General features: G+C 36.3%; 28 protein-coding genes. 6 read left to right on the top strand and 22 right to left on the bottom strand.

Annotation, left to right across the window (positions count from 1 at the left end):
• Nucleotides 1-267: 267 nt before the first annotated feature.
• Nucleotides 268-1,434, bottom strand: coding sequence for an IS256 family transposase (locus tag C1N55_RS09025; RefSeq protein ID WP_137727068.1), 1,167 nt, complete (start codon nt 1,432-1,434; stop codon nt 268-270).
• Nucleotides 1,435-1,808: 374 nt separating this feature from the next.
• Between C1N55_RS09025 and C1N55_RS09020 the strand changes: the two genes are divergently transcribed.
• The gene (locus C1N55_RS09020; protein ID WP_137728515.1) at nt 1,809-2,000 is read left to right on the top strand and encodes a hypothetical protein; all 192 of its coding nucleotides are present in this window, start codon (nt 1,809-1,811) and stop codon (nt 1,998-2,000) included.
• Nucleotides 2,000-2,197 carry a YwbE family protein gene (locus tag C1N55_RS09015; RefSeq protein WP_137728514.1) on the top strand — a complete coding sequence of 66 codons (198 nt, stop codon included), beginning with the start codon at nt 2,000-2,002 and terminating at the stop codon, nt 2,195-2,197. The genes C1N55_RS09020 and C1N55_RS09015 overlap by 1 nt, the downstream gene beginning before the upstream one ends.
• Before the next feature lie 169 nt (nt 2,198-2,366).
• Here C1N55_RS09015 and C1N55_RS09010 read toward each other — a convergent pair whose 3' ends face one another.
• From C1N55_RS09010 to C1N55_RS08995, 4 genes are all read right to left on the bottom strand, one after another.
• The gene (locus tag C1N55_RS09010) at nt 2,367-3,074 is read right to left on the bottom strand and encodes a DNA alkylation repair protein (RefSeq protein WP_137728513.1); all 708 of its coding nucleotides are present in this window, start codon (nt 3,072-3,074) and stop codon (nt 2,367-2,369) included.
• A gap of 628 nt (nt 3,075-3,702) precedes the next feature.
• On the bottom strand, nt 3,703-3,903 hold the full coding sequence (locus tag C1N55_RS09005; protein WP_137728512.1) for a hypothetical protein: 201 nt from the start codon (nt 3,901-3,903) through the stop codon (nt 3,703-3,705).
• 20 nt (nt 3,904-3,923) lie between these two features.
• Nucleotides 3,924-5,285: an NAD(P)-binding domain-containing protein gene (locus C1N55_RS09000; RefSeq protein WP_137728511.1), complete on the bottom strand. Its 1,362-nt coding sequence runs from the start codon at nt 5,283-5,285 to the stop codon at nt 3,924-3,926.
• Nucleotides 5,286-5,357: 72 nt separating this feature from the next.
• Nucleotides 5,358-5,804: a MarR family winged helix-turn-helix transcriptional regulator gene (locus C1N55_RS08995; protein ID WP_137728510.1), complete on the bottom strand. Its 447-nt coding sequence runs from the start codon at nt 5,802-5,804 to the stop codon at nt 5,358-5,360.
• A 94-nt stretch (nt 5,805-5,898) separates the two neighbouring features.
• Here C1N55_RS08995 and C1N55_RS08990 point away from each other — a divergent pair, with 94 nt between their 5' ends.
• Nucleotides 5,899-6,399: a GNAT family N-acetyltransferase gene (locus C1N55_RS08990; RefSeq protein ID WP_137728509.1), complete on the top strand. Its 501-nt coding sequence runs from the start codon at nt 5,899-5,901 to the stop codon at nt 6,397-6,399.
• A 235-nt stretch (nt 6,400-6,634) separates the two neighbouring features.
• On the opposite strand, the gene C1N55_RS08985 is transcribed toward C1N55_RS08990, so the two are convergent.
• Nucleotides 6,635-7,243 carry a transglutaminase-like domain-containing protein gene (locus C1N55_RS08985; protein ID WP_137728508.1) on the bottom strand — a complete coding sequence of 203 codons (609 nt, stop codon included), beginning with the start codon at nt 7,241-7,243 and terminating at the stop codon, nt 6,635-6,637.
• A 111-nt stretch (nt 7,244-7,354) separates the two neighbouring features.
• Nucleotides 7,355-7,951, bottom strand: coding sequence for a GNAT family N-acetyltransferase (locus C1N55_RS08980; protein WP_240758416.1), 597 nt, complete (start codon nt 7,949-7,951; stop codon nt 7,355-7,357).
• A gap of 93 nt (nt 7,952-8,044) precedes the next feature.
• Between C1N55_RS08980 and C1N55_RS08975 the strand changes: the two genes are divergently transcribed.
• Nucleotides 8,045-9,415: a MocR-like pyridoxine biosynthesis transcription factor PdxR gene (locus C1N55_RS08975; protein WP_137728507.1), complete on the top strand. Its 1,371-nt coding sequence runs from the start codon at nt 8,045-8,047 to the stop codon at nt 9,413-9,415.
• Nucleotides 9,416-9,443: 28 nt separating this feature from the next.
• Here the strand turns inward: C1N55_RS08975 and C1N55_RS08970 are convergent, their stop codons facing one another.
• Together C1N55_RS08970 and C1N55_RS08965 are read right to left on the bottom strand one after the other, a co-directional pair.
• Complete coding sequence (locus C1N55_RS08970) at nt 9,444-9,791, bottom strand: DUF3147 family protein (protein ID WP_137728506.1); 348 nt, start codon at nt 9,789-9,791, stop codon at nt 9,444-9,446.
• Nucleotides 9,788-10,180 (bottom strand): MarR family winged helix-turn-helix transcriptional regulator, encoded by a 393-nt coding sequence (locus C1N55_RS08965; protein ID WP_137728505.1) that lies wholly within the window; start codon nt 10,178-10,180, stop codon nt 9,788-9,790. The genes C1N55_RS08970 and C1N55_RS08965 overlap by 4 nt, the downstream gene beginning before the upstream one ends.
• A 158-nt stretch (nt 10,181-10,338) precedes the next feature.
• Here C1N55_RS08965 and C1N55_RS08960 point away from each other — a divergent pair, with 158 nt between their 5' ends.
• Nucleotides 10,339-10,539 (top strand): hypothetical protein, encoded by a 201-nt coding sequence (locus C1N55_RS08960; RefSeq protein WP_137728504.1) that lies wholly within the window; start codon nt 10,339-10,341, stop codon nt 10,537-10,539.
• A 70-nt stretch (nt 10,540-10,609) separates the two neighbouring features.
• Here the strand turns inward: C1N55_RS08960 and epsC are convergent, their stop codons facing one another.
• The 10 genes from epsC to C1N55_RS08905 all read right to left on the bottom strand — a co-directional run bounded on the left by epsC (nt 10,610) and on the right by C1N55_RS08905 (nt 21,988).
• Nucleotides 10,610-11,506, bottom strand: coding sequence for a serine O-acetyltransferase EpsC (gene epsC, locus C1N55_RS08955; protein WP_137728503.1), 897 nt, complete (start codon nt 11,504-11,506; stop codon nt 10,610-10,612).
• Nucleotides 11,507-11,712: 206 nt separating this feature from the next.
• On the bottom strand, nt 11,713-12,684 hold the full coding sequence (locus C1N55_RS08950; RefSeq protein WP_137728502.1) for a 2-hydroxyacid dehydrogenase: 972 nt from the start codon (nt 12,682-12,684) through the stop codon (nt 11,713-11,715).
• Nucleotides 12,685-13,199: 515 nt separating this feature from the next.
• Nucleotides 13,200-13,427 carry a thymidylate synthase gene (locus tag C1N55_RS08940; RefSeq protein WP_137728500.1) on the bottom strand — a complete coding sequence of 76 codons (228 nt, stop codon included), beginning with the start codon at nt 13,425-13,427 and terminating at the stop codon, nt 13,200-13,202.
• A gap of 17 nt (nt 13,428-13,444) precedes the next feature.
• Nucleotides 13,445-13,975 carry a tubby C-terminal domain-like protein gene (locus C1N55_RS08935; RefSeq protein WP_137728499.1) on the bottom strand — a complete coding sequence of 177 codons (531 nt, stop codon included), beginning with the start codon at nt 13,973-13,975 and terminating at the stop codon, nt 13,445-13,447.
• Between the two features lie 166 nt (nt 13,976-14,141).
• On the bottom strand, nt 14,142-15,503 hold the full coding sequence (locus tag C1N55_RS08930) for an aspartate kinase (RefSeq protein WP_137728498.1): 1,362 nt from the start codon (nt 15,501-15,503) through the stop codon (nt 14,142-14,144).
• Between the two features lie 433 nt (nt 15,504-15,936).
• Nucleotides 15,937-16,716 carry an LSm family protein gene (locus C1N55_RS08925; protein WP_137728497.1) on the bottom strand — a complete coding sequence of 260 codons (780 nt, stop codon included), beginning with the start codon at nt 16,714-16,716 and terminating at the stop codon, nt 15,937-15,939.
• Entirely contained in the window at nt 16,701-20,495 is a 3,795-nt protein-coding gene (locus tag C1N55_RS08920) for a multicopper oxidase domain-containing protein (RefSeq protein ID WP_137730598.1), read from the bottom strand. The genes C1N55_RS08925 and C1N55_RS08920 overlap by 16 nt, the downstream gene beginning before the upstream one ends.
• A complete protein-coding gene (locus C1N55_RS08915) occupies nt 20,488-20,805 on the bottom strand; it encodes a hypothetical protein (protein ID WP_137728496.1) in 318 nt (105 codons plus the stop codon). Before C1N55_RS08915 ends, C1N55_RS08920 begins: the two co-directional genes overlap by 8 nt.
• Before the next feature lie 33 nt (nt 20,806-20,838).
• A complete protein-coding gene (locus C1N55_RS08910; protein WP_137728495.1) occupies nt 20,839-21,132 on the bottom strand; it encodes a hypothetical protein in 294 nt (97 codons plus the stop codon).
• Between the two features lie 163 nt (nt 21,133-21,295).
• The gene (locus C1N55_RS08905; RefSeq protein ID WP_137728494.1) at nt 21,296-21,988 is read right to left on the bottom strand and encodes a hypothetical protein; all 693 of its coding nucleotides are present in this window, start codon (nt 21,986-21,988) and stop codon (nt 21,296-21,298) included.
• An 85-nt stretch (nt 21,989-22,073) separates the two neighbouring features.
• Between C1N55_RS08905 and C1N55_RS08900 the strand changes: the two genes are divergently transcribed.
• The gene (locus C1N55_RS08900) at nt 22,074-22,481 is read left to right on the top strand and encodes a hypothetical protein (RefSeq protein ID WP_137728493.1); all 408 of its coding nucleotides are present in this window, start codon (nt 22,074-22,076) and stop codon (nt 22,479-22,481) included.
• Nucleotide 22,482: 1 nt separating this feature from the next.
• Here the strand turns inward: C1N55_RS08900 and C1N55_RS08895 are convergent, their stop codons facing one another.
• The 3 genes from C1N55_RS08895 to C1N55_RS20670 form a co-directional block, all read right to left on the bottom strand.
• A complete protein-coding gene (locus C1N55_RS08895) occupies nt 22,483-23,802 on the bottom strand; it encodes a copper resistance CopC/CopD family protein (RefSeq protein ID WP_137728492.1) in 1,320 nt (439 codons plus the stop codon).
• A gap of 90 nt (nt 23,803-23,892) precedes the next feature.
• Nucleotides 23,893-24,099, bottom strand: a complete 207-nt coding sequence (locus tag C1N55_RS20505; RefSeq protein ID WP_168193754.1) for a hypothetical protein — start codon at nt 24,097-24,099, stop codon at nt 23,893-23,895.
• A gap of 8 nt (nt 24,100-24,107) precedes the next feature.
• A complete protein-coding gene (locus tag C1N55_RS20670; RefSeq protein ID WP_205758528.1) occupies nt 24,108-24,665 on the bottom strand; it encodes a hypothetical protein in 558 nt (185 codons plus the stop codon).
• Between the last annotated feature and the right edge of the window lie 10 nt (nt 24,666-24,675).

Below are 24,675 nucleotides of genomic sequence, written 5' to 3'. Positions count from 1 at the left end.
CTCAAGATTTGTCCATGAGGCTCTTTCTATTGAGTCAAGTCCAAGTTATTGTGTAAAATTCAATACGAATGTTTTCAACTAAATTTTAATTGTAAAAATTGGGGGTAATAAATTATCCACCCACTACATTTTTCTCCCTTAACTCCCATGGGTTAATCACTCATATTCCGTAAAGGCTGTCAAAGGCTCTTTTCACTTTGATAGCCTTTACGGAATGTGAGATACTCCCTGGGCGGGAGTTAAGGTTGACAAGATAAATCAGAAATACTATCTAGAAAGTCCTGTTCTTTTTGAATAATCGTTTTCTTGATAGTGCATTAACACAGCACCAACTAATCTAAAGGCAGATTGGGTATTAGGGAAGATACGGATTACGTTCTCTCTTCTACGTACTTCTTGATTTAGTCGTTCCAGAGAATTCGTACTTCGAATATTGACACGTATACCTTTCGGAAAATTCATATATTGAATGGTATCTTCGAAACCTTCATCTAGTACTGTAAGTGCTTTTTCATATCTGCGATCTTCTGCATACTGATTCATTAATTCATCTTTAAATTTGCGCATATCATCAAGGGTAACTGCATCAAAGATACGTCTAATCATGAGACGGAAATCTCCTGAATCCTTTTTCGGCAGCTTTTCAATAATATTACGTTTAAAATGTACGTTGCATCTTTGCCATGTAGTTCCGATGAATTCGCGTTGGATGGCTTTTCGTAAACCTTGGTGAGCATCAGATATAACTAACTTGGGTGATTGAGTTCCTCGGGATTTTAAGTGTTGAAGAAAACGACTCCAGCTATCATAGCTCTCCACATGGTCTACACTTAAACCCAAAATTTCACGTTTATTCTCTTCTGTAATAGCCGTTGCAATATAGACAGCCTTCGATACAACTTGGTGATGTTCACGCACTTTAATATACATTGCGTCCAGAAAAATATAAGGATAGTAAGTCGTGTTTAAAGGTCTGTTTGCCCAAGTGTTAATAATGGGATCTAGTTTTTGAGTCAGTGAAGACACGAGTGATTTTGATACAGTTTCACCACAAAGCTGTTCCACAATTTGAGTTACCTTTCTTGTGGAGACACCATTTACAACCATTTCTATCATCGATAGAATCAACGCTTGATCATGTCTAGCATATTTTTCAAACACACTAGTAGAAAATTCACCGTTGCGAGTTCTAGGAACTTTTAAAGTTAGTTTTCCAACACTCATAACGATTTCACGCTCGTAGTAGCCATTTCGGTAATCGATTCGATCATTCGAACGCTCATAAGCCGCTGCATTTAAATATTCGTCTCTTTCTTTTTCCATAAACTCATTTAAAACTAATACTAAAGCAGATTTAACCACTGTATTTAAGTCAGAATTTAGTACAGAATCTTTTAAAAAGTCCATATCTAAGTTAAACTGTAATTGAGTCATTATTATTCCCTCTTTCATGTTTATCGTCGCTGAAAACATTGTATCCAAGAGAGAATAAAATGACTCTTTTTCTTTTTACACAATTATATGGACTTAATCTTCTATTGGACAAATTTCTTCCTAATCCCCAGGATTTGTCCATGAGGCATCTCTTATTGGACAAATTTCTTACTAATCCCCAGGATTTGTCTATGAGGCATCTCTTATTGAACAAATCTCCTACTTTTTATCATGATTTTTCCCCAAATACAGCACACTTAAATAGACAAATTACCGAGTACCTTTACATCGAATTTGGACTATGTACTTTCTTTCCAAAGCCGTGAAAATAGATTATACTGAACTGACAACGTATTCCATAAGGAGGAATTCCTATGACTGAGAATAATCAAAATGAAACACCAAAGAAGAAAAGTTTGCAAGAGCTCGTAAAGCAACAGCTTGAGAACAAAAAGAACAACTCCAATAATGGTAAGGGTAAAATGAAAACAGACCTTTCAAGCCAAAAGATGAAAAGCCAGCAAACAAAAAAAGCTAGCAATACTCGTAGAAAAATGGGTGTTTAATGAACGGCCAAAATCGTAAAGACATCATTCCTGGTACCACCGTAGATATTGTTCTAAAAAAAGATCAAAGAACCGGAACACTTACCAGAGGTATTGTGAAAGACATACTAACCAAATCGCCAAATCACCCCCATGGCATTAAAGTCAGGCTCACGGATGGGCAGATTGGACGGGTTCAGGTAATACATTCCAATTAAAAACACGAAAAAGCATTCAAGATTGTTTCATTCTTGAATGCTTTTAATTATTCTATAAGAATCGCTTTATAAGGGGAATATGCTGCTCTGAAATTTAAATAAACTCATGAAAAGATTTATAATCAGCTCAAATTTGCTTTGTAAGTTTACATAATATTATTATGGAAAATTAACATCTAACATATTTTCGTTTAAAGCCAAGTGCCCCTCGATCCAAATCCTTTTGGATATTAGCAGAAATATCCACCATACTGCTTTTTTTGTTTTCACGTTTTATTTCTACTGTTCCAATTGATTTTGCGATTTCAACCGCCTTTTCATGAACAGGTACATATGAAATTGCAGCTGTGTACACAAAATTACACATTGCCGATTTTGTTCGTTCAGGGGAATCATGAATTGTTTTCTCGATCTGATCTAACAGATTCGTGATTTTGCTTGGATCAAATTCAAAATCCTTTCGATTTCCAAATAACCAGCAATAGCAGCTCCACCCTGCCGACATCCGAAGCTCTTCCCCACTTTCTATCCATTGATCTGATACCTTTTGTGCAATATTAGTTTCAGCCAATGTTACTGAAACTACATAATCAGACAGCATATAAAAATAGGCACCATCTATCCAACGCTCAAAATCTTCTTCCGTCATAACTGTTGGATCCGCAATTACTCCTGCGAAATACATAGCATCATAATTTCCCGTATCATATAGCTGTTGTGCTAATGGTTGATTGTATTTGTTTTTCTTTGCAAGTGGCTTCATTGCACCAGTTGCCACACCAAATATAGGTTCTCTTGCCCCATTACTTATGTAAGTCTTTTTTGTTCTTTCCTTTCCTAAGGCTTCTAATTCCTCCATAATCGTTTCTACATCCATTTGTTCGCACTTCCTTCCTGTGGATTTTATTATCCTTTGGTGTTTCTGGCAAAAAGAGCAACTCTTCACCTACGATTATAAGAAACACCGCTTAGTATACATAAATTAGAAATGTTACATCATCTTACAAGTAGATTATCATAAATATCATGTCCATTTTCACTTTTTTTAATTGAATGGTGAAAAATAGGTATAGAAAATTCATATCGACCTATACTATTAAAGATTTCACTTCGACTCCGATGATTGGGAGGGTTAACCCGATGGATGGGATTCATTGTTTTCATTGAAGAACATTTTACTGAGAAGCTAAAGCAACTTTCTTAGGGTAAAGCTTAAGATTCTATGCGAAAAGCGAGGCAGTGTGTCGTGGATAACATAATGTAGTGTAATCAAAACCCGGAATTTATTCCGGGTTTTTAGTTTTTCAAAAGAGTTGGACTTTCACGGTATTCTTTTACTTCGGGGCTTAGGAACATCATATCGAGTATGATTTTCCGTCACAATGCGTTTCATTACCTTATGAACTGTATTTCGATCACAATTATGCTCCGCATTGCATTTGCTCATGCGCCATTCAATTGCATTCAATACCCATTTTGCTATTTGATGCATTTCATAAAGCTTATTATTCCATAGACATTTCTTCAACGGCCTTCAAATAACTAGAATAGCTAAATTCTCCAAACGAATGTGAGTTTCCGTTAAAGAAATGTTCATATATATAAACTTCAGCATCTTCCAATGAGCAGTTCCGTGCATTCATTATTAATCTGATATAAGCATTGAAATATTCTTTAGACAAGTTGCCGCCATTGTTTACCGTCATATTAGAAATCACTCCTAAAATCAACTACAGCATGTGGAATCTGAAGTATTCTCTAGATTAATGCTACACACCCCAGTTTCCGGTAATACAAGCTCTACCTTTTTCGAAGCCTCGAAATCTCCGCATAAGTAAGCAACTATAGAGCGGATTTGTTCGTAGCCTGTTGCCATCAAGAATGTTGGAGCACGTCCATAGCTTTTCATGCCAACAATATAAAAATTTTTTTCGGGTTGTCTTAATATTTCTTCTCCATGAGGCCGAACTGTCCCACAGCTATGATGGTTTGGATCAATTAAAGGAGATAGTGCACCCACACTTTCTGTTGCTGAATCTATATTCAAGCGTATCTCTCGTAGAAATGAGAAGTCAGGTCTACTTCCTGTATTCGTAATCATTTCATCAATTCCTGAAAGAGTAAAAAGTTCTCCTTTATATTCGCCCTTTAGTTCAATTCCATTATTTTTACGAATTAGCTGATGAATCATAAATGGTGTAAACACTTTTACTTGGCCACTATCAACTAATTGATGAATACGGCTCCCTAATTCTCCCCTTGCTTCAAGCGCATCTTTTTCTTCTCCCCCATAAGCACTCTCAACATTTTTCTTTCTCATCACCCAGTAAATTTCTACTTTCTCACCTAATTGCGATAGCTCAATTATTGTATTAATTGCCGAATGACCGCCACCTACAACCGCCACTTTTTTCCCTATATATCGTTCTCGTTCATGTTCTTGAATATTTGGAATGCCATAGAAAATGAGATCTTTAAGTTCTCTTTCTTCTCTAGTCCAAATGTTATCGGCATTCACTGGGTTAGGATTTGCCCACGTGCCTGTAGCGTCAATCACGGCTTTTGCTTCAATTCTATTTGTAAGGCCATTTTGTTCAACATAGATGATAAAAGATGTTTGCTCTCTCCCCGAATCTTTCATCTTATCCAGGCCTTTTTTGCTTATGGATACTACTTTAGCATTTAATTGTAGATTCTTTTGAATTTGAGGCAAGTTTGCTAATGGCATTAAATACTTTTCTACAAGCTCTTTCCCAGTAGGAATTTCTTCTGCTGCCGGCTCAATCCATCCTACAGCTTTTAATAAGTTTTTGGCAACTTTGTCGATGTTATATTGCCATGGTGAAAAGAGACGCACATGCCCCCATTCGATAATATTACTTCCCACACTGGAACCTGATTCTAAAAGTATGAAATCTTGTTTACGATCAGCTAGATGCGCTGCTGCTGCCAATCCAACTGGACCACCACCTATAATTGCTACAGGCATCTGATTACTGACTTCGTAATTATCCGAAACATATTGAACTTCTACATTGGGTGTTCCACAACAACTAACTATATCAATGCTTTTTCCACATTTACTCATAGTAAGGCCTCCAATTAAATTTATTTGCAAAATGCAACTATTAACTAAAAATAGAAGCAAGATTTCTCTTGCTTAAAAAAGTGGTTTACAACAAACAGAGGAATTTGACATAGCTTCGTTTAATAATTTAAGTGAACGAATAACGGTTTCTCTTTCAAATTCGTTCATATGAGAGAATACTTCGTCTAAATATGCATTCATCGAATGATCAATATTGGTTGCTACAAATTTCCCTTGTACGGTCAAACTTAAAATGGATACACGTTTATCTTGGGTTGAGGGTGTTTTCATTACAAGTTCCATATTGACTAATGTTTGTATTTGTCTACTAAATGTCGTAATATCCATCGCTAAGGATTCGGCTATTTGCTGCATAGATGGTTCGAATTGTTTATCGATTTCATATAGGATATGGCTTTGAACAATGGATATTTCAAAGTTCCCAACTGCACAACAATTTTTATCTAATAAACCAAATCTTCTCGTTAGTACATGGAAAATTTCTCTTTTGTTTTCCATTATTTCACCTCTTGGTTTATTTATACACCTTTTACTTGTATAATGCAACTATTTTACATAAAATTAAATTATAAATCTATTGGAGGTACTAATTATGTCTATTTTAATGCGAACAGTTACAAAAAATGATTGGGAGCAAGTGAAAACCATTTATGAAGCAGGTATTGCTACGAAGAATGCTACATTTGAGACAGAAGCCCCCTCGTCATTTGATCAATGGTATGGGAATGCCATTGCTTCTTGCACATTTGTAGCAGAAGAGGATGCAATCATTTTAGGATGGTGTAAGCTCACGCCTGTTTCCTATAGAAAAGTATATTCGGGTGTTGGAGAGTTAAGCATTTATGTACATCCTGATGCAAAGGGAAAAGGTGTTGGAAATTTGCTGCTTCATCATTTGATCAAACATTCAGAAGCAGAAGGTTTCTGGACATTGGAATCCAAAATCTTTTGTGAAAATGAAGCAAGCATTCAATTACATAAAAAAAACGGCTTCAAAATTGTCGGCATACGTGAAAAAATCGGCAAACAAGACGGCATCTGGAGGGATATTTTGCTATTAGAAAGAAGAAGCGATTTGGTTGGTTGGGACTAATCATTAGTCATAGTTTAGTTTTATAGATTTGATGAAAAAAATAGGAATATAAGGTAAAGGAAATTGTTTAATAGTAGCATGTATAGTTAGCAAAGTCATATAGAGTTAATGATAAAGAGCTTATAATGGCAATAAATTGGGATTCCCAAATTGCTTAAAGATAAAATCGAAACCAAAAAATTTCTACTTTTATAGGGGCAAAGATTTTTTGGTTTCGTCCCTTTTTCCGAGTCCCCTAGATGCTTTCTGGCAATTTATATTTATACATTTCCAATGCATCGTTGTTCACTTTTAATACAGTGATTGTTTTTGAATTTGGCTTCACATAAATTATTGGATAATCCTTTTCATCGAAATGCTCATTAACAGTAAAAGCTAATTTCTCTTCCTCCAACGAAAATTGGGCATTGATACCAGGTTTGTTGCCTCGAGCATCTAAACGTATCCATTTATTTAATGAATTTAGATAAACTGCATTCAAAGCATGTAGTGAATACCCTTTTTCTGGTGTGTCAAACAGCATTAAACGCTGATAGCAAAAACCGGTAGGAATTCCTTGAGAACGCAATAGTGCAGCCAAAAGATTGGATTTTGCATAACAAATTCCTTCTTTGTGTTTTAATACGTCTGAAGCATTACATGTAACCTTTGTTCGTTGACTATCCCAAGAATGCGATATTTCATCTCGGACAAATTCAAAGGCAATTTTAACTTTTTCAATCTCTTTCTGTTCATGGTTAAATAGTTCGTTTACTTTTTCCTCAATAATTGGATTAGAATAATTAAGTTCATCCAATTCGATCAGATAATCTTCTAGATTACTGGACTCACATATTAGATTCATTTCGCCACCTCATAAACTGTATTATTATACATATATGTAAATTATAATACAACATTACGATAGTGAATAAAATGTGAAATCATGAAAATATTAGACCTTTTAGCTTAACATCTACATTCCTTGATCGTTCGCTAGCAACCTTCCAATAAATCGCTCTTTAATTACTGGCCACTCCTCCTTGATGATGCTATACATCACCGTATGACGAATTTTTCCTTCCTTACGAATCATGTGATTTCTTAAAATGCCTTCTTTAGTTGCTCCTAGTCGTTCAATCGCTTTTTGAGAACGGAAGTTTTCATGTCCAGTCTTGATTTGAACTCGATTAAGCTGCAGCTCTTCAAAACAGTATTTTAATAATAGAAATTTACAGTTCGTGTTCATATTTGTTCGCCAATATTTCGGTGAAATCCAAGTTGAACCTATTTCAACTCGCTTATGGTTTTCAGCAATATCCAAAAAGGATGTACTTCCAATTATTTCATTCGTTTTTTTGTTCACGATAACAAAAGTATGGGATTGATTCGTTTGCCTTTCTTTTATCGCATTTTCAATGTAGGTTTGCACTGCTTCCTGTGTTAATAACGAAACCGACATATGCTCCCAAATTTCAGGATACATTGCCGCTTTCAGCATGCCTTCAAAATCTTCTTCCTGAATAGTTCTTACTTGTACTATTTCATTATCTAAGGTAATTTTTTTTTGCAATTTTATTCCCTCCCTATTACTAGTTAACTGCAAATTTGATACGATAAAAAGTATCAAAAATGATATTCTAAACCATACCAGAGGGTGGAAATTGTGGAAATCTCAATACATTTTTCAAATAAAAAAGCAAAGTATCTAGATATTTATGAACAGCTGAAAAACAAGATTGTGAGTCAAACATTGTCTGCTAATGAAAAACTTCCTTCAAAAAGAAGCCTAGCCACTATTTTAAATGTAAGTATCCATACGGTAAAAGAAGCCTACGAGCAATTAGCAAGCGAGGGGTATATTTATAGTGTAGAACGTTCCGGCTATTACATTTCCGCTTATGATGTTGAATGGACGCAATCAATTCATGAAGAGGAAAAAAAAATCTTAAAGTCAGTCCCAAAAATACAATATAATTTTAAAAATGGGCAAGTCGATCATCAAGCGTTTCCTCTAAAGATATGGCTAAAACTTTATAGAAAGCATCTAAATTCTGATATTGTACCAAATGGACCCTGGCAAGGAGAGCTGTCATTAAGAGAACAAATCGCAATATACATAACAAAATCCAGGGGCTTTACTTGTGACGTCGACCAAATTTTTGTCTATAGTGGTACCCAACACCAGCTAAACGAATTGTCCAGGTTCTTCGGTAACGTCAATGTAGCCATTGAAGAGCCTGGTTTCAGAAGGGCGACTGCCATTCTTCAGCAAAACCAATTATCGATTGAATTTGTACCCATTGATGAAAAAGGAGCAGGCATCCCCGCAAAATCATGTCAGTATTACTATATAACACCTGCCCATCAATTCCCTTTAGGAGGCGTAATGCCCATTGAAAGAAGAATTGATTTATTAAAATGGGCGTCAGAAAATGATGCTTTTTTAATTGAAGATGACTATGATTCTGAATTTCGTTATAAAGGAAGCCCTGTTCCTCCTTTAGCCCAAATTGATCAACTACAAAGGGTCATCTATTTTGGAACATTTTCAAAAACATTAATGCCTTCGATTCGCATGAGCTATATGATTTTACCTAAAACCCTAGTTGCAAAGTTTAATTCGTTTTATGGTGATCACAAAACAACGGTTTCTAAAATTGACCAATTTGTAATCGCTGAGTTGATGGAAAGTGGTTTGTACACAAAGCATATTGCAAAAATGAGGACATTATATCGCAAAAAAAGACTGAAATTAATCGAAAATTTACAGTTCTTTTTAGGGCCTGAATATGAAATCATAGGTGATGCAGCAGGTCTACATATCGTCTTGAAGTTACCAAAATCGCTGGATGAAACGACTGCAATTCAACTTGCCCAAGACGCCGGGATTGCTCTAGACCCTATCTCAAGCTCCTATCAATTAAGTAACAATGATAATTTGGTTATGATGGGTTATGGAGCCATTTCATATAACGATATTGAAGAAGCAGTATCCCTACTTTCGACCCAATGGAAAAATCACCATCAATTTTGAATTTGATGGTGATCTTTTATATTTCTCTTTATAGGTGGATATTAAAATGTTCAAATAATAATTTTTGAAGACCTAAAAAAACACTCCAAGCTATGATTCCAGCGACTAGTGACAAAACAAAGGGAAATGAATGTTTGATCATCATATACACTACCAGTAAAAGTACAATCGTGGCTGGTAACCCTAGAATAACGCCCATTGTAAACGTTTGAATTTGCTTAACTGTTTCTCCCTGGACGGTTAACCAAAAAATACTTAGCAGGCTTATTAAGGGGAGAGCAGCAATAACACCCCCATAAAGCGGGAATTTTCTAGCCAGTTCAGTTACACTGGCAATAATTAGAGCAGAGGTAATAAGCTTCAACCAGACCATCATTTTGCTACCTCGCTTAACAAACGAAAAGCGTCCATAACTTGTTTTTGTTCTGTTTCGCTTAATTTATTCAAAGCTGCTTGTAATTTTATTTCATTTAGTTCTGTGTTTTGTTTCACTACATGAAATCCTGCCACTGTTAACTGCAGGAATACTTTTCTTTGGTCCTCATTGCTACGTTTTTTTATGACCCAACCATTATTCACAAGCTTTTTCACATGCTCAGACGCGGTATTATGTGAAATGGACAAAGCTTCTGACACAAATCGAACAGTAACCTCTTGTTCTTTCTGAATCATTTGCAATATTCGAATGCTTTGATGAGAAATTGTCTGTACATGTGTGGGATGAAGATAATAATAAATATCTGTAAAGTATGTATTTAGTTCCATAGGCCACCTCTTTTTATATCGTCACTATAGATTATATCGTATTTAACGATATAAAAGTAACTAATTTTTTATCTTATTTCTATTTACTTAAAGTGAATAGAAAGTACATAAACACATACAAAAATACTCATATTAGTCTTTGAAGGGAGCTGAATCTTATGACAAATAATCATGAATATGACGAATTAAACACGAGAAATAAAAATGCATTAGATGTTTCAAAAGAAGAGGTCCGTTTTAGTAAAGATGAAGAGTTTGGCCTCATTACGGTTGAACATCCAGAAAAAAATAACTCTAAAAAGCTACCTGCTAAAGAAGTTATTAAAAAAATGGACAACAATCAAGGTGGCATGGCTTAGTAAATTTACAATAGAAAAAAGCCTGTCAGGAATACGTTTCCCCAACAGGCTTTTTCTTTTCATTATCATATTAACTTTTGATATTTGGTAACGGTTGAGTTTGATATACTCTCGAATTTTCAGGAACAGATTGAGTCAACCAAATATTTCCTCCAATGACCGAATTCTGACCAATTGTTGTGTCGCCACCAAGAATCGTTGCTCCAGCGTAGATGACAACATTATCTTCAATATTTGGATGTCGCTTAATCCCTTTGATAGGATTTCCGTTTTCATCAAGCGGGAAGCTTTTTGCCCCAAGTGTAACTCCTTGATATATTTTTACATTTTTTCCAATTGTACATGTTTCTCCAATAACAACCCCCGTTCCATGGTCGATGAAGAAATACTCCCCAATAGAAGCACCTGGGTGTATATCGATTCCAGTTAGTTGATGTGCATATTCCGACATAATTCTTGGAATTACAGGGACTCCCTCTTTGTATAGTTCATGTGCAATTCGGTGGATGGACATCGTTTGAATAGAAGGATAACTTAGCAAGATTTCTTCAATTGAAGTTGTTGCCGGATCCCCGTTATATGCAGCTTGGATATCTGTTTGAAGCATTCTTCGAAGTTCAGGAAACTTATTTATCAAGTTCATGACGATTTCTTCAGCTCGTGATGTGATTTGATTCAATGGGATATTGCTGTCATTCAATAGTACCTTTTCAATTAAATCTTTCAGATTTAATGCAGAGATTCTCAAATTATTTCCTATGGTAATGTTCAGCCTTGTTTCATCGAATGTGACTTTATCACACAAACATGGGAAAAGTGCAGAACGGAAGTTTCGCAGTATTTTATAGATCGTCTCTTGCCCTTCAAAACCAATTGTCTTATCAATTGAAAAATAATCTTTATGTATATCTTCAAGTGATTTTGAAATGTTTGGTATTTCATTATTCAACCATTCATTCAATTTCATCGTACTTTTCCCCCTCATACTTAAATTAGAAGCAATCTAATTTTCTCGTCTGTCTATTATTCTATGACACTCTTAGTCTTAAGTAAATAACTTCGATTTGAAAGTATTTTAAATATTCTAATAAATTTATACTTATTATTAGATTTGAGCAAAGAAAAGAGCATTCTGCTTATAATGGCAAAATTGCTCTAGATTCAAAATAATACTTATTGGTAAACTTCTTCATTAACGGTATGTAGCAATCGGTTCCCTTTTAAACCATTTAGAATATTGATCACTGCAATTTCAACCATTTTATCCCTAGTTTCCTTTGTAGCACTTCCGATATGTGGCACAGCAATCACATTCTCTAATGAAAGTAACGGATGATTTGGATGAATGGGTTCAACTTCAAACACATCTAGACCAGCTGCGAAGATTTTCTTTTCAACTAAAATTTGATGTAATGCTTCCTCATCCACTGTCGTCCCCCGTGAAACATTTACAAAAATACTTGTCGGTTTCATTAGAGCGAATTGTTCATAACCCATCATATGGTATGTTTCGTTCGACGCTGGGGCTAACATGACTACGTAATCAGATTCCTTTAATAGCACTTCTAGTTCACGATATTCAACATTTAGCTCAGCCTCTGTCTGTGGGTTTGGGCGGCGGTTTGTATATACCACTTCCATATTTAAAGCCTTTGCCTGCTTCGCTAGAATCCTTCCAATTCGACCCATTCCAATGATCCCTAATTTAGCCCCCGAAATCTTCTGTCCAGCAAATAAATAGGGACCCCAGCTCTCCCATTTATTTTCCTTAATAAATTGCATACTTTCAAAAACTCTTCTTGCACAGGCAAACATCAGTGTAAAGGCAAGTTCTGCTACTGCTTCGGATAATACATCTGGTGTGTGGCCTACGGGAATTCCGCGTTTAGTCGCCTCTTGCACATCTATGTTATCAAAACCAACTGCCATCGTACTTACAATCTTTAACTTTTTCGCGTGCTCGAAAAACTCCGCATCTAGTTGATCTGTAAGATTCGTGAAAATAGCATCCGCATCAGCTACTTCTTTCAATAGCTCTTTTCTTGGCATGACACGATTTTCTTCCTTCCACATCACGACTTCATATTCTTTTGGAATTAGCTCCAACAATGGAGATTGAATCGAACGAGTAAATAAAATCTTCATTCTTCCACACCCTTTTACTATAATTTTACAGCATTTCTCTAATCGAAACCATTGTTGATTACGATTTAAAGGTATGTGGGGATTTTTATGAATGGGTATTATCTTATAAAGTGCATTCTAGTAGGTTTTTTCTTTCAAAATGCAATTTATCCCTCTTATGAACTGCATCTCTCGCTACTTCCCGAACAGGGATTGTTTTTTCTCAGATTTATATACTCTAAATTCCTTTAAAACACTGACCCCATCAATTCACTTAACCGAATCAATATAAAACTAATAAAAGTTGCTACCAATCGTAGCAATCCAGTTTTAACTAAAATTAATATACCGCAAGTCACAATGATGACTGTGTTCACTACTGATAAAAGGCGTGTCATTCCGTTAAATACATTCGATTTTGACAACAAAAATAGGATGGCATATAAAATTATGCCAATAAAAAACAGCTGAATCACGGTTTCTTCACTCGCTTTCTCTAACAAATTCAGTCAAATATAAAAACAACGTTGCGTATTTTACAACGTTGTTGCTTGACTGTTATCTATTTTCAAGTAAATGACTAACTCCTGACGATAGACAGAATCCTCCAAATAGTGATCCAAAGTATGGAAATCATATTTAAAACTACCGAATGGGAATGTTACATTTTCACCTTGCACGGCAGCTAATAGACCTGCCACGTCAGTTGATACCATTTCTAATACCTCTTCTCCGGTTGCCGTTATGACAAAGATTACATTCATTTTTTACATCTCCTTCATTATGCCCCAACAAATAGTGTTGCTTGACTGATGGCAATGAAAAATTCAGGTTGTTGGATGGGACTATTTTCATTAATTTGGAGCGTCATCTGAAAGTCCCCTTCCTTCTCCCTATACTCAGCTTTCCACTTTGCAATCACTTCTTCATCAAGCAGAAAACTTGACCAATCTTCTAATTCTTTTTCGAGTTGGATTTTAAACTTTCCATCTGTAATATACAGGGTTGGAATTCCTATACGCCAATTCTCATACGAAATGATATATTTTTTTCGTGAGGCCACTTCGAATCCTTCGAACCAAAGTTTTCCCCTTCTACTAATTTTTTTTACACTAAAAAGTCTTTCTTTATTTTTATCTAACACATCATATTTTAAAAAGTATCGGAAATCAAACATTTCATCAAAGGTTCTTTTTAAAAAGTTATCGTAAATGCGTTTTGAATAAGCAATTACATGCCCATTCTCATCCATAATAGGAACTTCACCTGTGTATTCAATAGCTTCAGGATGACTATATGTATATTTCTTCATTCAATCTCCACCAAATAAGTATTTTTCATTAATAATAGTAGTAGATATTTCGAATTTTAGAAAGCTAGAATAACTAAAACAATCGATAAACCTATAAATACCCGGAAAATGTAAGAAGGTTCTACAGCTTTTGACTGTAGAACCTCATGATTTGACCAGGTTTGCCCTAGCCAACCGTTATGGGAGCAAAAAATTCATCGTAAAGTGCACGCAAAATCTGGTTCTCAGTTTGGGATAGGACGCCAAATACTAAGCTTACTTCTGAAGAACCTTGATTAATCATTTCAATGTTTGCACCTGTTCTGGAAATTGCTGCTGCTGCTCGCGCTGCAAGGCCAGTATTATTTCGCATACCCTCGCCAACAATTACAATCATTGAAATACCATGACGGAAGTATACATCATCTGCATGTAATTCCTTTTTCACACGCGAAACAATTCGTTGCTCTTTCTCTTCTGTCAATTGGTTTGAACGGATAATAACAGAAATATCGTCTAAACCTGATGGTGTATGTTCATAAGAGATTTGCTCTTCTTCTATAATTTGAAGAAGCTTGCGTCCGAAACCAATTTCGCGATTCATTAGATATTTTGAAACATAGAGAATTGAAAATCCGTTATCCGCAGAAATACCCGTCACTGGACGACCTGTTAATGTACGAGTTGGAAGTATTTTTGTTCCAGGTGCAGATGGGTTGTTTGTATTCTTCACGTTAACAGGAATGCCAAATTTATAAACAGGCATTAATGCTTCGTCATGGAATACAGAAAATCCTGAATAGGATAATTCGCGCATTTCACGATAAGTAATTTCTGAGATGCCCACAGGATCATTGACAACTTTAGGATTAGCAGAGAATACACAGTCTACATCTGTAAAGTTTTCATATAAATCCGCTTTTACGCTAGCTGCCAAAATAGATCCAGTAATATCGGATCCTCCACGGTCAAATGTACGTAGTGTACCATCTTTTGTATAACCAAAGAAGCCAGGGAATACGACGATTTCGTTCCCGCTAGCTAAATCTTTGAGGTTTTCATATGTTTCTGAAAGAGCATACGTACGTTCCGGGAAATCGTTTAATACTAAACCTTCTTTAGGACTTACATATTTTGCAGGTAAACCAATAGAGTTAAAATATTCTGCAATTAATTTTGCGTTATTGTCTTCCCCACTTGCTTTTATATTGTCAATGAATACAAATTCATTCGTTTTATCAAAATCAAGACGTTCTTGCATATCCTTTACAATCACTTCGCAAATTGAATTATCTAATCCAAGGTCGTCTGCAATTTCCTTAAATCTATTGACAACATTTTGTAACTTTTGCATCACATCCCCATTATTAAGGGCTGCATCAGCCAGTTCGATCAACATATCCGTTACTTTAATATCATCGCCGAAACGTTTACCTGGAGCTGATACTGCAATAATCTTTCTTGCAGGATTGGATTTTACAATATTTGCTACTTTTCTAATTTGTTCCGCGTTTGCAACGGATGTACCTCCAAATTTACATACAATCATTTCACCAAATCCTTACTATTCAAAATTGTATTTCCCGAAAAAACATTTGATTGTTCCCAGTGTACAAATTTTATAAACCAACGTCAAGTCTATTTATAGAAATCAATACGGTTTATCATCTAAATTACATCTATTACAATTAAAAAGCATCCTATATGGTATGAACCAGTTTGGTGCTATTAAATTAGTCAGTCTATTATATGTAATTTCATCAGTTATGAAAGCATTATTGCCTAAATGTATAGAAATCCTAGCTAAATTAGTTCTGTTCTAATATCTAAATAAGAAAAGAAAACCGTGTACATCGGTTGCAAACGATGCACACGATTGAATATCAACACGGTTTCATATAGCATTTAATTTATTTCGTCAATTAATTATATAACATCTTTCCTGTTTCGCAAGATACAATAATTGTATCTTGCATACAAAATTATTTTAGATTGAAAACTTTTAGATAACAAACTTCATCAAATTCAAGATGGAATTTTCCTTTCTTATTCACAAGCTCAATACTATCTTCATCTACCCCGCTTAGTGTTCCCTTAAATTGTCCTTGTGCTGTTACGATTACAATGTCTTTACCACAGAATTGTCCAAGCATAAAGAATAATGGTATACCAAAAAATAGATTGATAAAATTTGGATTCTTTGATACAAATTCACCAAAATTGAAAGCCAATTGTCGTCTTAAATTTTTTTCTGCATCAATAAATTCAGGATCTAATTCAAATTCTTCTTTACAATCGTCTTTTTTAATAGAAAGGAGATTTTTATATAGAATAAAAACTGCTGAACCATTTTGATTGATTTGTAAAAAATCTCTACCAGCATTTGCAATTTTTCCATTCAAACAAAAATTCCTAAACATTATTCTATCATTTTGCAGAATATTGGAGGATTCTTCAGCATCACCGCTCTCACATTCACAAATAATATCAGCTGAAACAATCTCCCCTCTCATCTCCAGAAAATGCAGCTGTAGTTGTCTTGTGTTTTCTTCATCCCTTTGATTCCCTAACGAACGCAGTAGATCATTAGCACCTTCTATGCATGATTGGAGATCATCCAACTCTTCTTTATCTAATGGACTATTCGGAGATGCAAATTTTCTAGTTCTTATTCGCTTCTGGCAATAAAATGGAGAACCAAACAAATCTTTAGGCTGAATACATGTGCAAGGTGAACTATGACAATTTAAACATCCTTCCATAAAGATGCACCTTCATTCTCTAGTGTTCTCTGGGATTGAATACTCCTTTTTACTCTACCTTTAATCGTACGTCTGCTAATATTAGGCACGTTGCTTTTTTCGGGTATTGCATTAACTCGAAGACTTTTGCCTGCTCTAACTTTAATTTTCTTTAATGGGGCCAAATCTTTATGCCTTCTTTTCAATACACGCATGATCCCCCATAAGCCAAGCTCTATATCCCAACGAATGTTACCTGAACGATACATATAATCACCCGGTCTATTTAAGAATCCACCTGCACCATAGAATAGTTGAAGGTTATCATTTGACCCTACTGTATTATGATCCACTACAGACACAATCGCTGAATTCAAATCCCTTTCACTACTCAGGAATTTATGCCCATGTATCGCAAAGGAATGAGCTCTCGCACGGTCGGCAGGGAACGTTAACCTCATAGTAACCGGGTCACCGGGATAGGCTAGAAAGATTGGGGTACTAGGATCTCCAAACTTCTTGGAACTAAAGACTTTGTGTATATCCCTAAATTTTTTAATGCGATTACTGAATCGTTCATTCCGATAATTGAATCCTCTTGAGCCTTGGTCTTCGAAATCTGGTCGCTCTTCATCTGGATCATCATCAAACAGTACTTGAGGGTCGATGATTAACTTGTCATCGTTATCTAGCAATCTCACGCCATCATGCATTTGAAGACAAAATTCCCTAAATTCGGGCAGGATTGGAACGGAGACAATCAATTGACTTCCTTTATCGACTTCTTCCCGTGTTTTGGAATCTAGATAGCTTGCACCTCTCGATTCTGCTATTAACATACCGAATGCCCCATGATGTCGATGATTTCTTATATCAGCCATATCCCACAGGTTTGCAGCACCAAAGGGTTGATCAATATACCAATAATACGTTCTGCACTCCCCTTGGCCAATGGTTTGGTCATAATTAAAGCCAACCGTTGCCCCATCCGAATGCCTTACATCATATTCAGCCAATTGAGCATGCAACGAGATGCGACTCGATGGAGGGAAAAATGCATCTACAGGTACATCTGGATAACCATGACAGCCATTATGATGGTCTTCGCCAGTTAGTAGATTTGTTACTGTTACTTCAACAAATTCTCCGACATTCGCTCGAAGAATGAGTGGCTCTGGATTTAACTTCCCGCACAGGATATCTTCCACATCTTCCATAAAGGCAAAGACAATACCAAATGGGTCGTGATCTCCATCATCGTTATATTCGATATTTGTATTCAGTGCAACAACATCATATTTCCTAACTTTGGCATATTTTGGATAGATTGGTTTTTCTACTATAGCTGGCAGTGGTTTTTTCCCCGTTTTTTGAGGAAGCGGTTCTTCTCTCCATGGGATATCAGAACGGTCTGGTAAAGGCTGCAAATGCTTTACCCGTTTCTCAAAGGTACGGAAAATTCCCCAGTTGCCAAGCCAGATATCATCTATCGATCCATAATGGTAAAGCATATCGAAGTCTCCTTTCCCTTCGATACTAAATTCCAATGTAAATGATTCGGCAATGACAAGATGTCGTTGTTGATCCAGTTCGGAATCTAAATCTCCACGTTCCCGTTGCCATCTTTGCCTATGAAGATTAAAACTATGCGATTCCTCGTGGGAACCTTGTATCAAACGGACTCGTACGGGGTCTCCATTATAGGTTTCAAGTAATGGTGTTACCGGATCTCCATGCATCCAGGAACTAAAGACATAGGCTGGATCACAATGGGGCTCTTTTAAACGGAATTGTATGGGCTCGTTCCTATAGTTAACTCCCATAACACCAGGGTCATCAGGCGAACCCGGGAAAGGTGGTGGATTTAGTGGATTGCCGTTTTTATCGAACAACAAGGCAAAGTCGTGAACAAATAAGTTGATTTCTCTAAAATCCGGAATTAATGGATTGACAATCATGCTCTGGGTTCCGGCATTCATTTTTTCGCCCGTGTAAGGATTCAGGTATTGTGACCCTCTTGGTTCAATGTTAATACCCGCAAAAACCCCGTGTTGTTGATGTTCATTGGCGAAAAGATGGTCATGCCAGAAGGTTGATTTTAATTCCACATCTGCAAACCACTGATATCTAATAGTTTCTCCCGGCAATACAGAAGAATCATAGTTCCAGCCTACATTAGCTCCATCTGCAACAAGTACATCAAATTTCACGAAATGTACATGCATACCCACCTCATAGGTTCTATTCACTAGCTGGAATGCATTGCCACCGATTATTTCCGGTATTTTATTTGTAAATCTGAATCGAACCGCTTCACCTGCATTGGCTCGAATTGTGAGTGGTTCAGGTTGTTTTTTACCGCATCTGATATCTTCTTCATCTTCTTCTAAAACGTATAGCCTGCCTTCCGGATCGTGCCACCCTTGTTTGTTATAGACAATCGGTGTTTGAATTAAAGCAACATCAAATTCTCGGATGGGGGTGTCTTTCTTTGCTGGATTTACAAAAACAGCGCCAGGTACCGCATTCTTGGCAAAGTGATTTTCTTCAATTTTTGTCGACTTTCTGCCACCCTCTATTCCAAGTGGTGGTCTTGGTGCTTTAAATCCTGGAATACCAGGGATAAAGTTTGGAAAACCTGGGTTTTCGGGAGTTGGTTTTGGTGGACATGGTCTGTCCGGTAGAGGTAACAGCGCCTTAATTTCTACACCATTTGGATAACACATACTGCCATCTTGCAAGGTATCAAAAATCCTCTGCATCCCCCACATCCCCTCTCCAAAGTGTGGGTAGAGGTGACAATGAATGATCACGTCTCCAAAGGCACCATGTAAACTTCCAGCACCATATGCCGGCGTAACTGTATATTGAGCCTGAGGTGAAATCGCTTGAACATCAAGAATAACTGAATCCATATCATTTGAATCAAATAACCATTGATGCACATGGTAATGGAATGAATGGGTTTCTTGAACTCCTCCATGTACAAGACGTATCTTGACGGGATCTCCTATATATGCTTTTAGTATCGGAGTATCCGGGTCACCAAATACCCAGGAATCATGGTGAACTTCTTCTCCTTCGCAATCCGGACATACTACACCTTCTTGAATGAGGCGCAGCCTATTTCTCATCGGTTCCGCACGATAATTTACGAGATGCGTAGCTTCTGGCTGAAGTGTATGCGGACTAATTGGTGCCTGCCCTGTTAAGTCATCCACTTCCATTTCATCGTGGAAAAACCAGCCATATTCCCGGAAAGAAGGTAACAAGGGATTATGAACATCCGCATACAACCCACTGTTTATCGGTTTTCCGGTAGTTGGATCTGTCCACCATGAGCCCCGTGGTTCCACAAAAAGCGCACCGAACAAACCGTGGACATTACTGCCCTTTTCGCTTGCTAATGGATTTCCTAAATCTGAGAAGAAATGAATTCCTTCATTATCCACTTTCCATTTATATAGAATGGTTTTTCCTTTAGGGACTGTAGTATCTGGATTTATTCCGACAAATGCCCCGTCCGAAGTAAAGACATCATACTCTGCATTTTGAATATGCATCCCTGTGTTGAATGGTAGTTGATTTTCAAATAAAACTTCAATCTCATCTCCAACGTTTGCACGAATTACTAACGGTTCTACTAAATCGACTGTTGAAAAAGGATTTAAATCTACTTGCTTTTTTACAAGACTTTCATTCTCTTTCAACACATACATCATGCCGTTTGGATCATGGTCTCCAAATCGATTCACAACAATTCTGATTGGGATTGCTACAACATGATACTTTCTAAGCATGTGTACCATTCCTAATATCAGGAATCGGTCTTCGTTTATCCTTTTCTATATAAAACACTTCAATGTCATCAATATGGACCCTGAATTCTTCACCATCCAGCTCATTGACATTCGTAATCTCCGTACAGATGATTAGATAATCGGTTACCACATCTTCAATTCTGCCAATAATTAAAAATGGAAATGGAGCAATTAATATTAAGGCTCTTTTTCCAATATTTTGCCTAAATTCTAGTGTGACCCCTGCTTCACGAATTGCGTTAATATCAGGTTGAATATTTCCGAATCCATGCCTAGAATTTTTTTCCATCTCTTTCACCCTTTCTTTGTACTTTTTAATCTATTAGATTAATGGAATTCTTCGATCCATATCAAATTCAGTAAATAACGCAATATGCTCTATTGGAAAACTGAGCGGCGTAGGAAATTTAAAGAACGGTGCGTTCTGCATTTTTATAATTACCGGATCTAACGTAATAAAGCCATTACCCACTTCTTTAACAACCCCATTGAATATTGGCCGGAATGTTTGGCCCAAGATATTTAATTGTCTACTTTCTGTCACAAGCAAGATGGACTTTCCCAGCACCTCTCTAAACAACTCATCACCAAATACATCATCATTGTGTTCTTTCACTATTCTTCCTCCTCCAGAGTAGAAACTTCCTCACAATAATCTATGGAAATAAATGCAAAACATCTAAACGAAAACACAATCATGAGAAATATTCAAAACACACTAAATGAAAATATCCCAAAAGTTTGTATTATGGACTTTTGAGATATTCACACTAGAGTCGTTAATTATTAGATTTTTTTATCTTCAACTTCTTGAATATTTTTTCAAAGAATGAGAGAACTCTTGCTTGCTTCATGTAAGTAATCTTGCTAAAAGCAATTTCTTTTTCTTTAAATAGTAGCTTTTCTTTACTTACACCACGAAGTTTTGCTGTGAAATTACTACCGTTATAAATGGTAATTTTCGTGCCAACCCAGCTTTGCAAATTAGTCAGCAGCAACTCCTCAAAAAACTGTTGTCTAAGCGATTGTTTTTCCGCTACAGTTACCGCGAAATTTGTTAATAATTTCCTTCTCAATTCTTCGTCTATTAGTACATTTTGGTGTGTACCAGGCATATCAGGAAGACCAAAGGGGGTTTTTGCTGAATGGATCACCCTGTATGGAATCCAAATTCTAGTTAGGAGTGTTCGAATCATAACGAAGTCTCTCCCTACAACCGATACTTTCCCAACGGTATGAATCACTTCATCTTTATTTCTTGAGTAAATTTCAACCAGCTGATTTTTTTTCGATTTAAAAAACTTTAAAAGAATCATTTGTTGTTTGTAATGAGGTAATAGGGTACCTAAATTTTGCAAATTGACACTATGAATATACTCTTGCAACATTTTTAGTTCATGTAGTGGCTTAGAACTTGCTGGTGAAGTATATCGATCCTCTTTCTTTAATTCCGGATAATTATTTTCGTACATAAAAGTCCAATCATCCCTTCGATGTTTTACCAGTAACCAGCTTACTTATCATTTTCATATACTAAGTGCAAGGAGGAGATTGAACATGAGTTTATTAATACTTTTTGTTCTCATTAGTTATTTGTTTGTATGTAGTTTTTCTTATCTATATTTAAAAAAACTGAAGTATTTAATAAGTTACCATTTGGGTATGAACCTAGCTATGACGAGTAGTGGGGTAATGGGAATAGCCGTCGGAACACTTCTAGGCTATGCATTCCCTTCCCATTATTCGCTCATTACAATTGTTGCAACATTTCTGGCAATAATAGTTGGTGCCATTTTTGGGGCTCTAGTTGACTACCAAACTTTACTGTCAGGTGTATCTAGCGGATTAATGGCTGGTATAATGGGCCCTATGATTGGTGTTGTAGCTGATCTTACTCTTGTTACTTTCTGTTCTTTACTTGTATATGCAATGTTCGGTTTGCTGTGTTTTTCTGTTAGGTCATGATTTAAGGTAGCGGGTTTAAAGATGTTAAAATAGAAACAATGATAACCAGTAGAACCATAAAAATAAAATCGAGCTTAATCAATGATTTTAAATCCGCTAATCTTCCTCTTTTCATCCTCTTGCGAATAATAGCACCCAAAATAAGGACGCCTAATACAATAACTATTTTCGCTAGTAACATGAATCCCCAATCAGTTAACAAAGCCTCCCTATCTGGTAAGTAAAAATAGGAAATCATGCTCCCCGATATACTCAATAAAACAATACTAATCAAGGCGCCTTTTGAAAAAATTGGAATGAATGACTTAACATAGAGCTGTTGTTTACGCCAAAATAATAAGATAAATACTAACCCTGCTACCCAAAAAGCTGATGCCAAAATATGAATACTATTTAAACCCACTAGTAGTAATGAAGGTTCAAACTCTTGTGTGTGCCCATTTAGGCTTTTCGTCAGACCAATCAAGAGAATCCATATAGAATCAAGCCATTGATTTTTAAACAAGGATAAAAAACCGATTAATGATAATACAAGTGAAACAATCCAAAGTTTTCCAAAATTAGTATCAAGTGGAAAGTCGAATTCAAAACTGATGCCATGAGCAGAAAAGATATTCATTTGGACTAACAAAAAAGCAACTAGGCCTATCAAATGAAGAAATTGGAAAATCATTCCGTAAAATAGAAATTTCTTTTTAAGTTCAAAAGAATACGATTTTATGACTTGCCAAATCATTAACCAGCCAAGGAGCAATAACAATCCAAAATAATAGATTGCTTTTGCACTATAATTAAAAATCTCGAAATAATTTTTATCTATTTTATCCTCTATAGCACTTGGTACCGTGATTACATCAGCTTCGTTCCCTGCTTCTTCTAGTTTGCCGACTCCTCCACCAGTTGTATCTTCTTTCATATTTTCTGCATTCGTTGATGGTTGAACTTTCCATTTCACTTGAAAGAGATAAGATCCTTCAATCGTATGCCCATCATTCGATGAAATGACATAATACTGAACCTGATAATGGCCATTTGGAAGTGCTGGTATTTGAATCGAAATTGTTTTTTGATCGTCGCTAATCGTAGCGGATTTCGTGAGTATTTCCTGATTATTTTGATCAAACACCTTCATTGAAAAGCTTTTGTCTACTTTACCGCTGAACTGGATTAAAACTTCACTTGGCGACTCTTCCGACACACTATTGGATGCAGGCGATTCTTCTACAACAAAGACATGGGCATCGACTTGTCTGCTCATCGAAACAAAAAGAAAAGCAATAAATAAACAAAAGATAGTAAATCGGGAAATTTTTAAGAACATCTGTCTTATCTCCTTTTCTACTATCTATGTTATTCATTGCCTTCATTTTTGGAATCGATTTTTATTGAATTAAAATTCCTTATAAAGCGTTTACCATTTTCTATCTTCGTTGATTCTTTCTTTTTTCCAATCAATATGCTCAATTTTATCCTTTAAAATTGTTGTCATTTTTCCGTTATTCCCTTTAATATCTACATAATCAATCCCAACATGCTTCGTTTTCCCTCTAAAACGTCTGTTCCCAACTGTTACCATTTCCAATGGACGACGATGGTTTTTCAACAGCTTAAAATTCAAATTATCATCTAACCTTGCCAAGTTAAGGCATAAATGACATCTGCAATTACAACGGTTGTGACCATGGGAATAATCGTGATGCTTATTACAGCTATCACAATCGAATAGTACAAAGTGGTTCTTCCTGCGTCGGTGTCGGCAATTGCAATCATCATGATTTCCGCAACAGCGATTGCAATCGCAATCATGATGGTGTTTATCACGGTGTTCACAGTCGCAGTCATGGTGATTACATCCACAGTCATGATGATGCTCGTCATGGTGATCGCAATCGCAGTCGTGATGGTGCTCATGATGGTGATCGCAATCGCAGTCGTGATGGTGCTCATGACGGTGACCACATCCGCAATCATGATGGTGTTCATGACGGTGACCACATCCGCAGTCATGATGGTGTTCATGACGGTGATCACATCCGCAGTCATGATGGTGCTCATGATGGTGTCCGCATCCGCAGTCGTGATGGTGTTCATGACGGTGACCACATCCGCAGTCATGATGGTGTTCATGACGGTGATCACATCCGCAGTCATGATGGTGGAATTTGTCAAAGCAATCGTGACCATTGTTACGTTT

This window comes from Lysinibacillus sp. SGAir0095, from assembly GCF_005491425.1.
Classification (GTDB): Bacteria; Bacillota; Bacilli; order Bacillales_A; family Planococcaceae; genus Ureibacillus.
Note: the sequence above shows the minus strand (reverse complement) of the source record. Positions and strands in the feature narration are given on the sequence as shown.

What these genes read in the sequence shown, in the direction of transcription:
- C1N55_RS09025 (WP_137727068.1), bottom strand. Translation starts at nt 1,434, where the DNA reads ATGACTCAATTACAGTTTAACTTAGATATGGACTTTTTAAAAGATTCT.
- C1N55_RS09020 (WP_137728515.1), top strand. Translation starts at nt 1,809, where the DNA reads ATGACTGAGAATAATCAAAATGAAACACCAAAGAAGAAAAGTTTGCAA.
- C1N55_RS09015 (WP_137728514.1), top strand. Translation starts at nt 2,000, where the DNA reads ATGAACGGCCAAAATCGTAAAGACATCATTCCTGGTACCACCGTAGAT.
- C1N55_RS09010 (WP_137728513.1), bottom strand. Translation starts at nt 3,074, where the DNA reads ATGGATGTAGAAACGATTATGGAGGAATTAGAAGCCTTAGGAAAGGAA.
- C1N55_RS09005 (WP_137728512.1), bottom strand. Translation starts at nt 3,903, where the DNA reads ATGACGGTAAACAATGGCGGCAACTTGTCTAAAGAATATTTCAATGCT.
- C1N55_RS09000 (WP_137728511.1), bottom strand. Translation starts at nt 5,285, where the DNA reads ATGAGTAAATGTGGAAAAAGCATTGATATAGTTAGTTGTTGTGGAACA.
- C1N55_RS08995 (WP_137728510.1), bottom strand. Translation starts at nt 5,804, where the DNA reads ATGGAAAACAAAAGAGAAATTTTCCATGTACTAACGAGAAGATTTGGT.
- C1N55_RS08990 (WP_137728509.1), top strand. Translation starts at nt 5,899, where the DNA reads ATGTCTATTTTAATGCGAACAGTTACAAAAAATGATTGGGAGCAAGTG.
- C1N55_RS08985 (WP_137728508.1), bottom strand. Translation starts at nt 7,243, where the DNA reads ATGAATCTAATATGTGAGTCCAGTAATCTAGAAGATTATCTGATCGAA.
- C1N55_RS08970 (WP_137728506.1), bottom strand. Translation starts at nt 9,791, where the DNA reads ATGATGGTCTGGTTGAAGCTTATTACCTCTGCTCTAATTATTGCCAGT.
- C1N55_RS08965 (WP_137728505.1), bottom strand. Translation starts at nt 10,180, where the DNA reads ATGGAACTAAATACATACTTTACAGATATTTATTATTATCTTCATCCC.
- C1N55_RS08960 (WP_137728504.1), top strand. Translation starts at nt 10,339, where the DNA reads ATGACAAATAATCATGAATATGACGAATTAAACACGAGAAATAAAAAT.
- epsC (WP_137728503.1), bottom strand. Translation starts at nt 11,506, where the DNA reads ATGAAATTGAATGAATGGTTGAATAATGAAATACCAAACATTTCAAAA.
- C1N55_RS08950 (WP_137728502.1), bottom strand. Translation starts at nt 12,684, where the DNA reads ATGAAGATTTTATTTACTCGTTCGATTCAATCTCCATTGTTGGAGCTA.
- C1N55_RS08940 (WP_137728500.1), bottom strand. Translation starts at nt 13,427, where the DNA reads ATGAATGTAATCTTTGTCATAACGGCAACCGGAGAAGAGGTATTAGAA.
- C1N55_RS08935 (WP_137728499.1), bottom strand. Translation starts at nt 13,975, where the DNA reads ATGAAGAAATATACATATAGTCATCCTGAAGCTATTGAATACACAGGT.
- C1N55_RS08930 (WP_137728498.1), bottom strand. Translation starts at nt 15,503, where the DNA reads ATGATTGTATGTAAATTTGGAGGTACATCCGTTGCAAACGCGGAACAA.
- C1N55_RS08925 (WP_137728497.1), bottom strand. Translation starts at nt 16,716, where the DNA reads ATGGAAGGATGTTTAAATTGTCATAGTTCACCTTGCACATGTATTCAG.
- C1N55_RS08920 (WP_137730598.1), bottom strand. Translation starts at nt 20,495, where the DNA reads ATGCTTAGAAAGTATCATGTTGTAGCAATCCCAATCAGAATTGTTGTG.
- C1N55_RS08915 (WP_137728496.1), bottom strand. Translation starts at nt 20,805, where the DNA reads ATGGAAAAAAATTCTAGGCATGGATTCGGAAATATTCAACCTGATATT.
- C1N55_RS08905 (WP_137728494.1), bottom strand. Translation starts at nt 21,988, where the DNA reads ATGTACGAAAATAATTATCCGGAATTAAAGAAAGAGGATCGATATACT.
- C1N55_RS08900 (WP_137728493.1), top strand. Translation starts at nt 22,074, where the DNA reads ATGAGTTTATTAATACTTTTTGTTCTCATTAGTTATTTGTTTGTATGT.
- C1N55_RS08895 (WP_137728492.1), bottom strand. Translation starts at nt 23,802, where the DNA reads ATGTTCTTAAAAATTTCCCGATTTACTATCTTTTGTTTATTTATTGCT.
- C1N55_RS20670 (WP_205758528.1), bottom strand. Translation starts at nt 24,665, where the DNA reads ATGGTCACGATTGCTTTGACAAATTCCACCATCATGACTGCGGATGTG.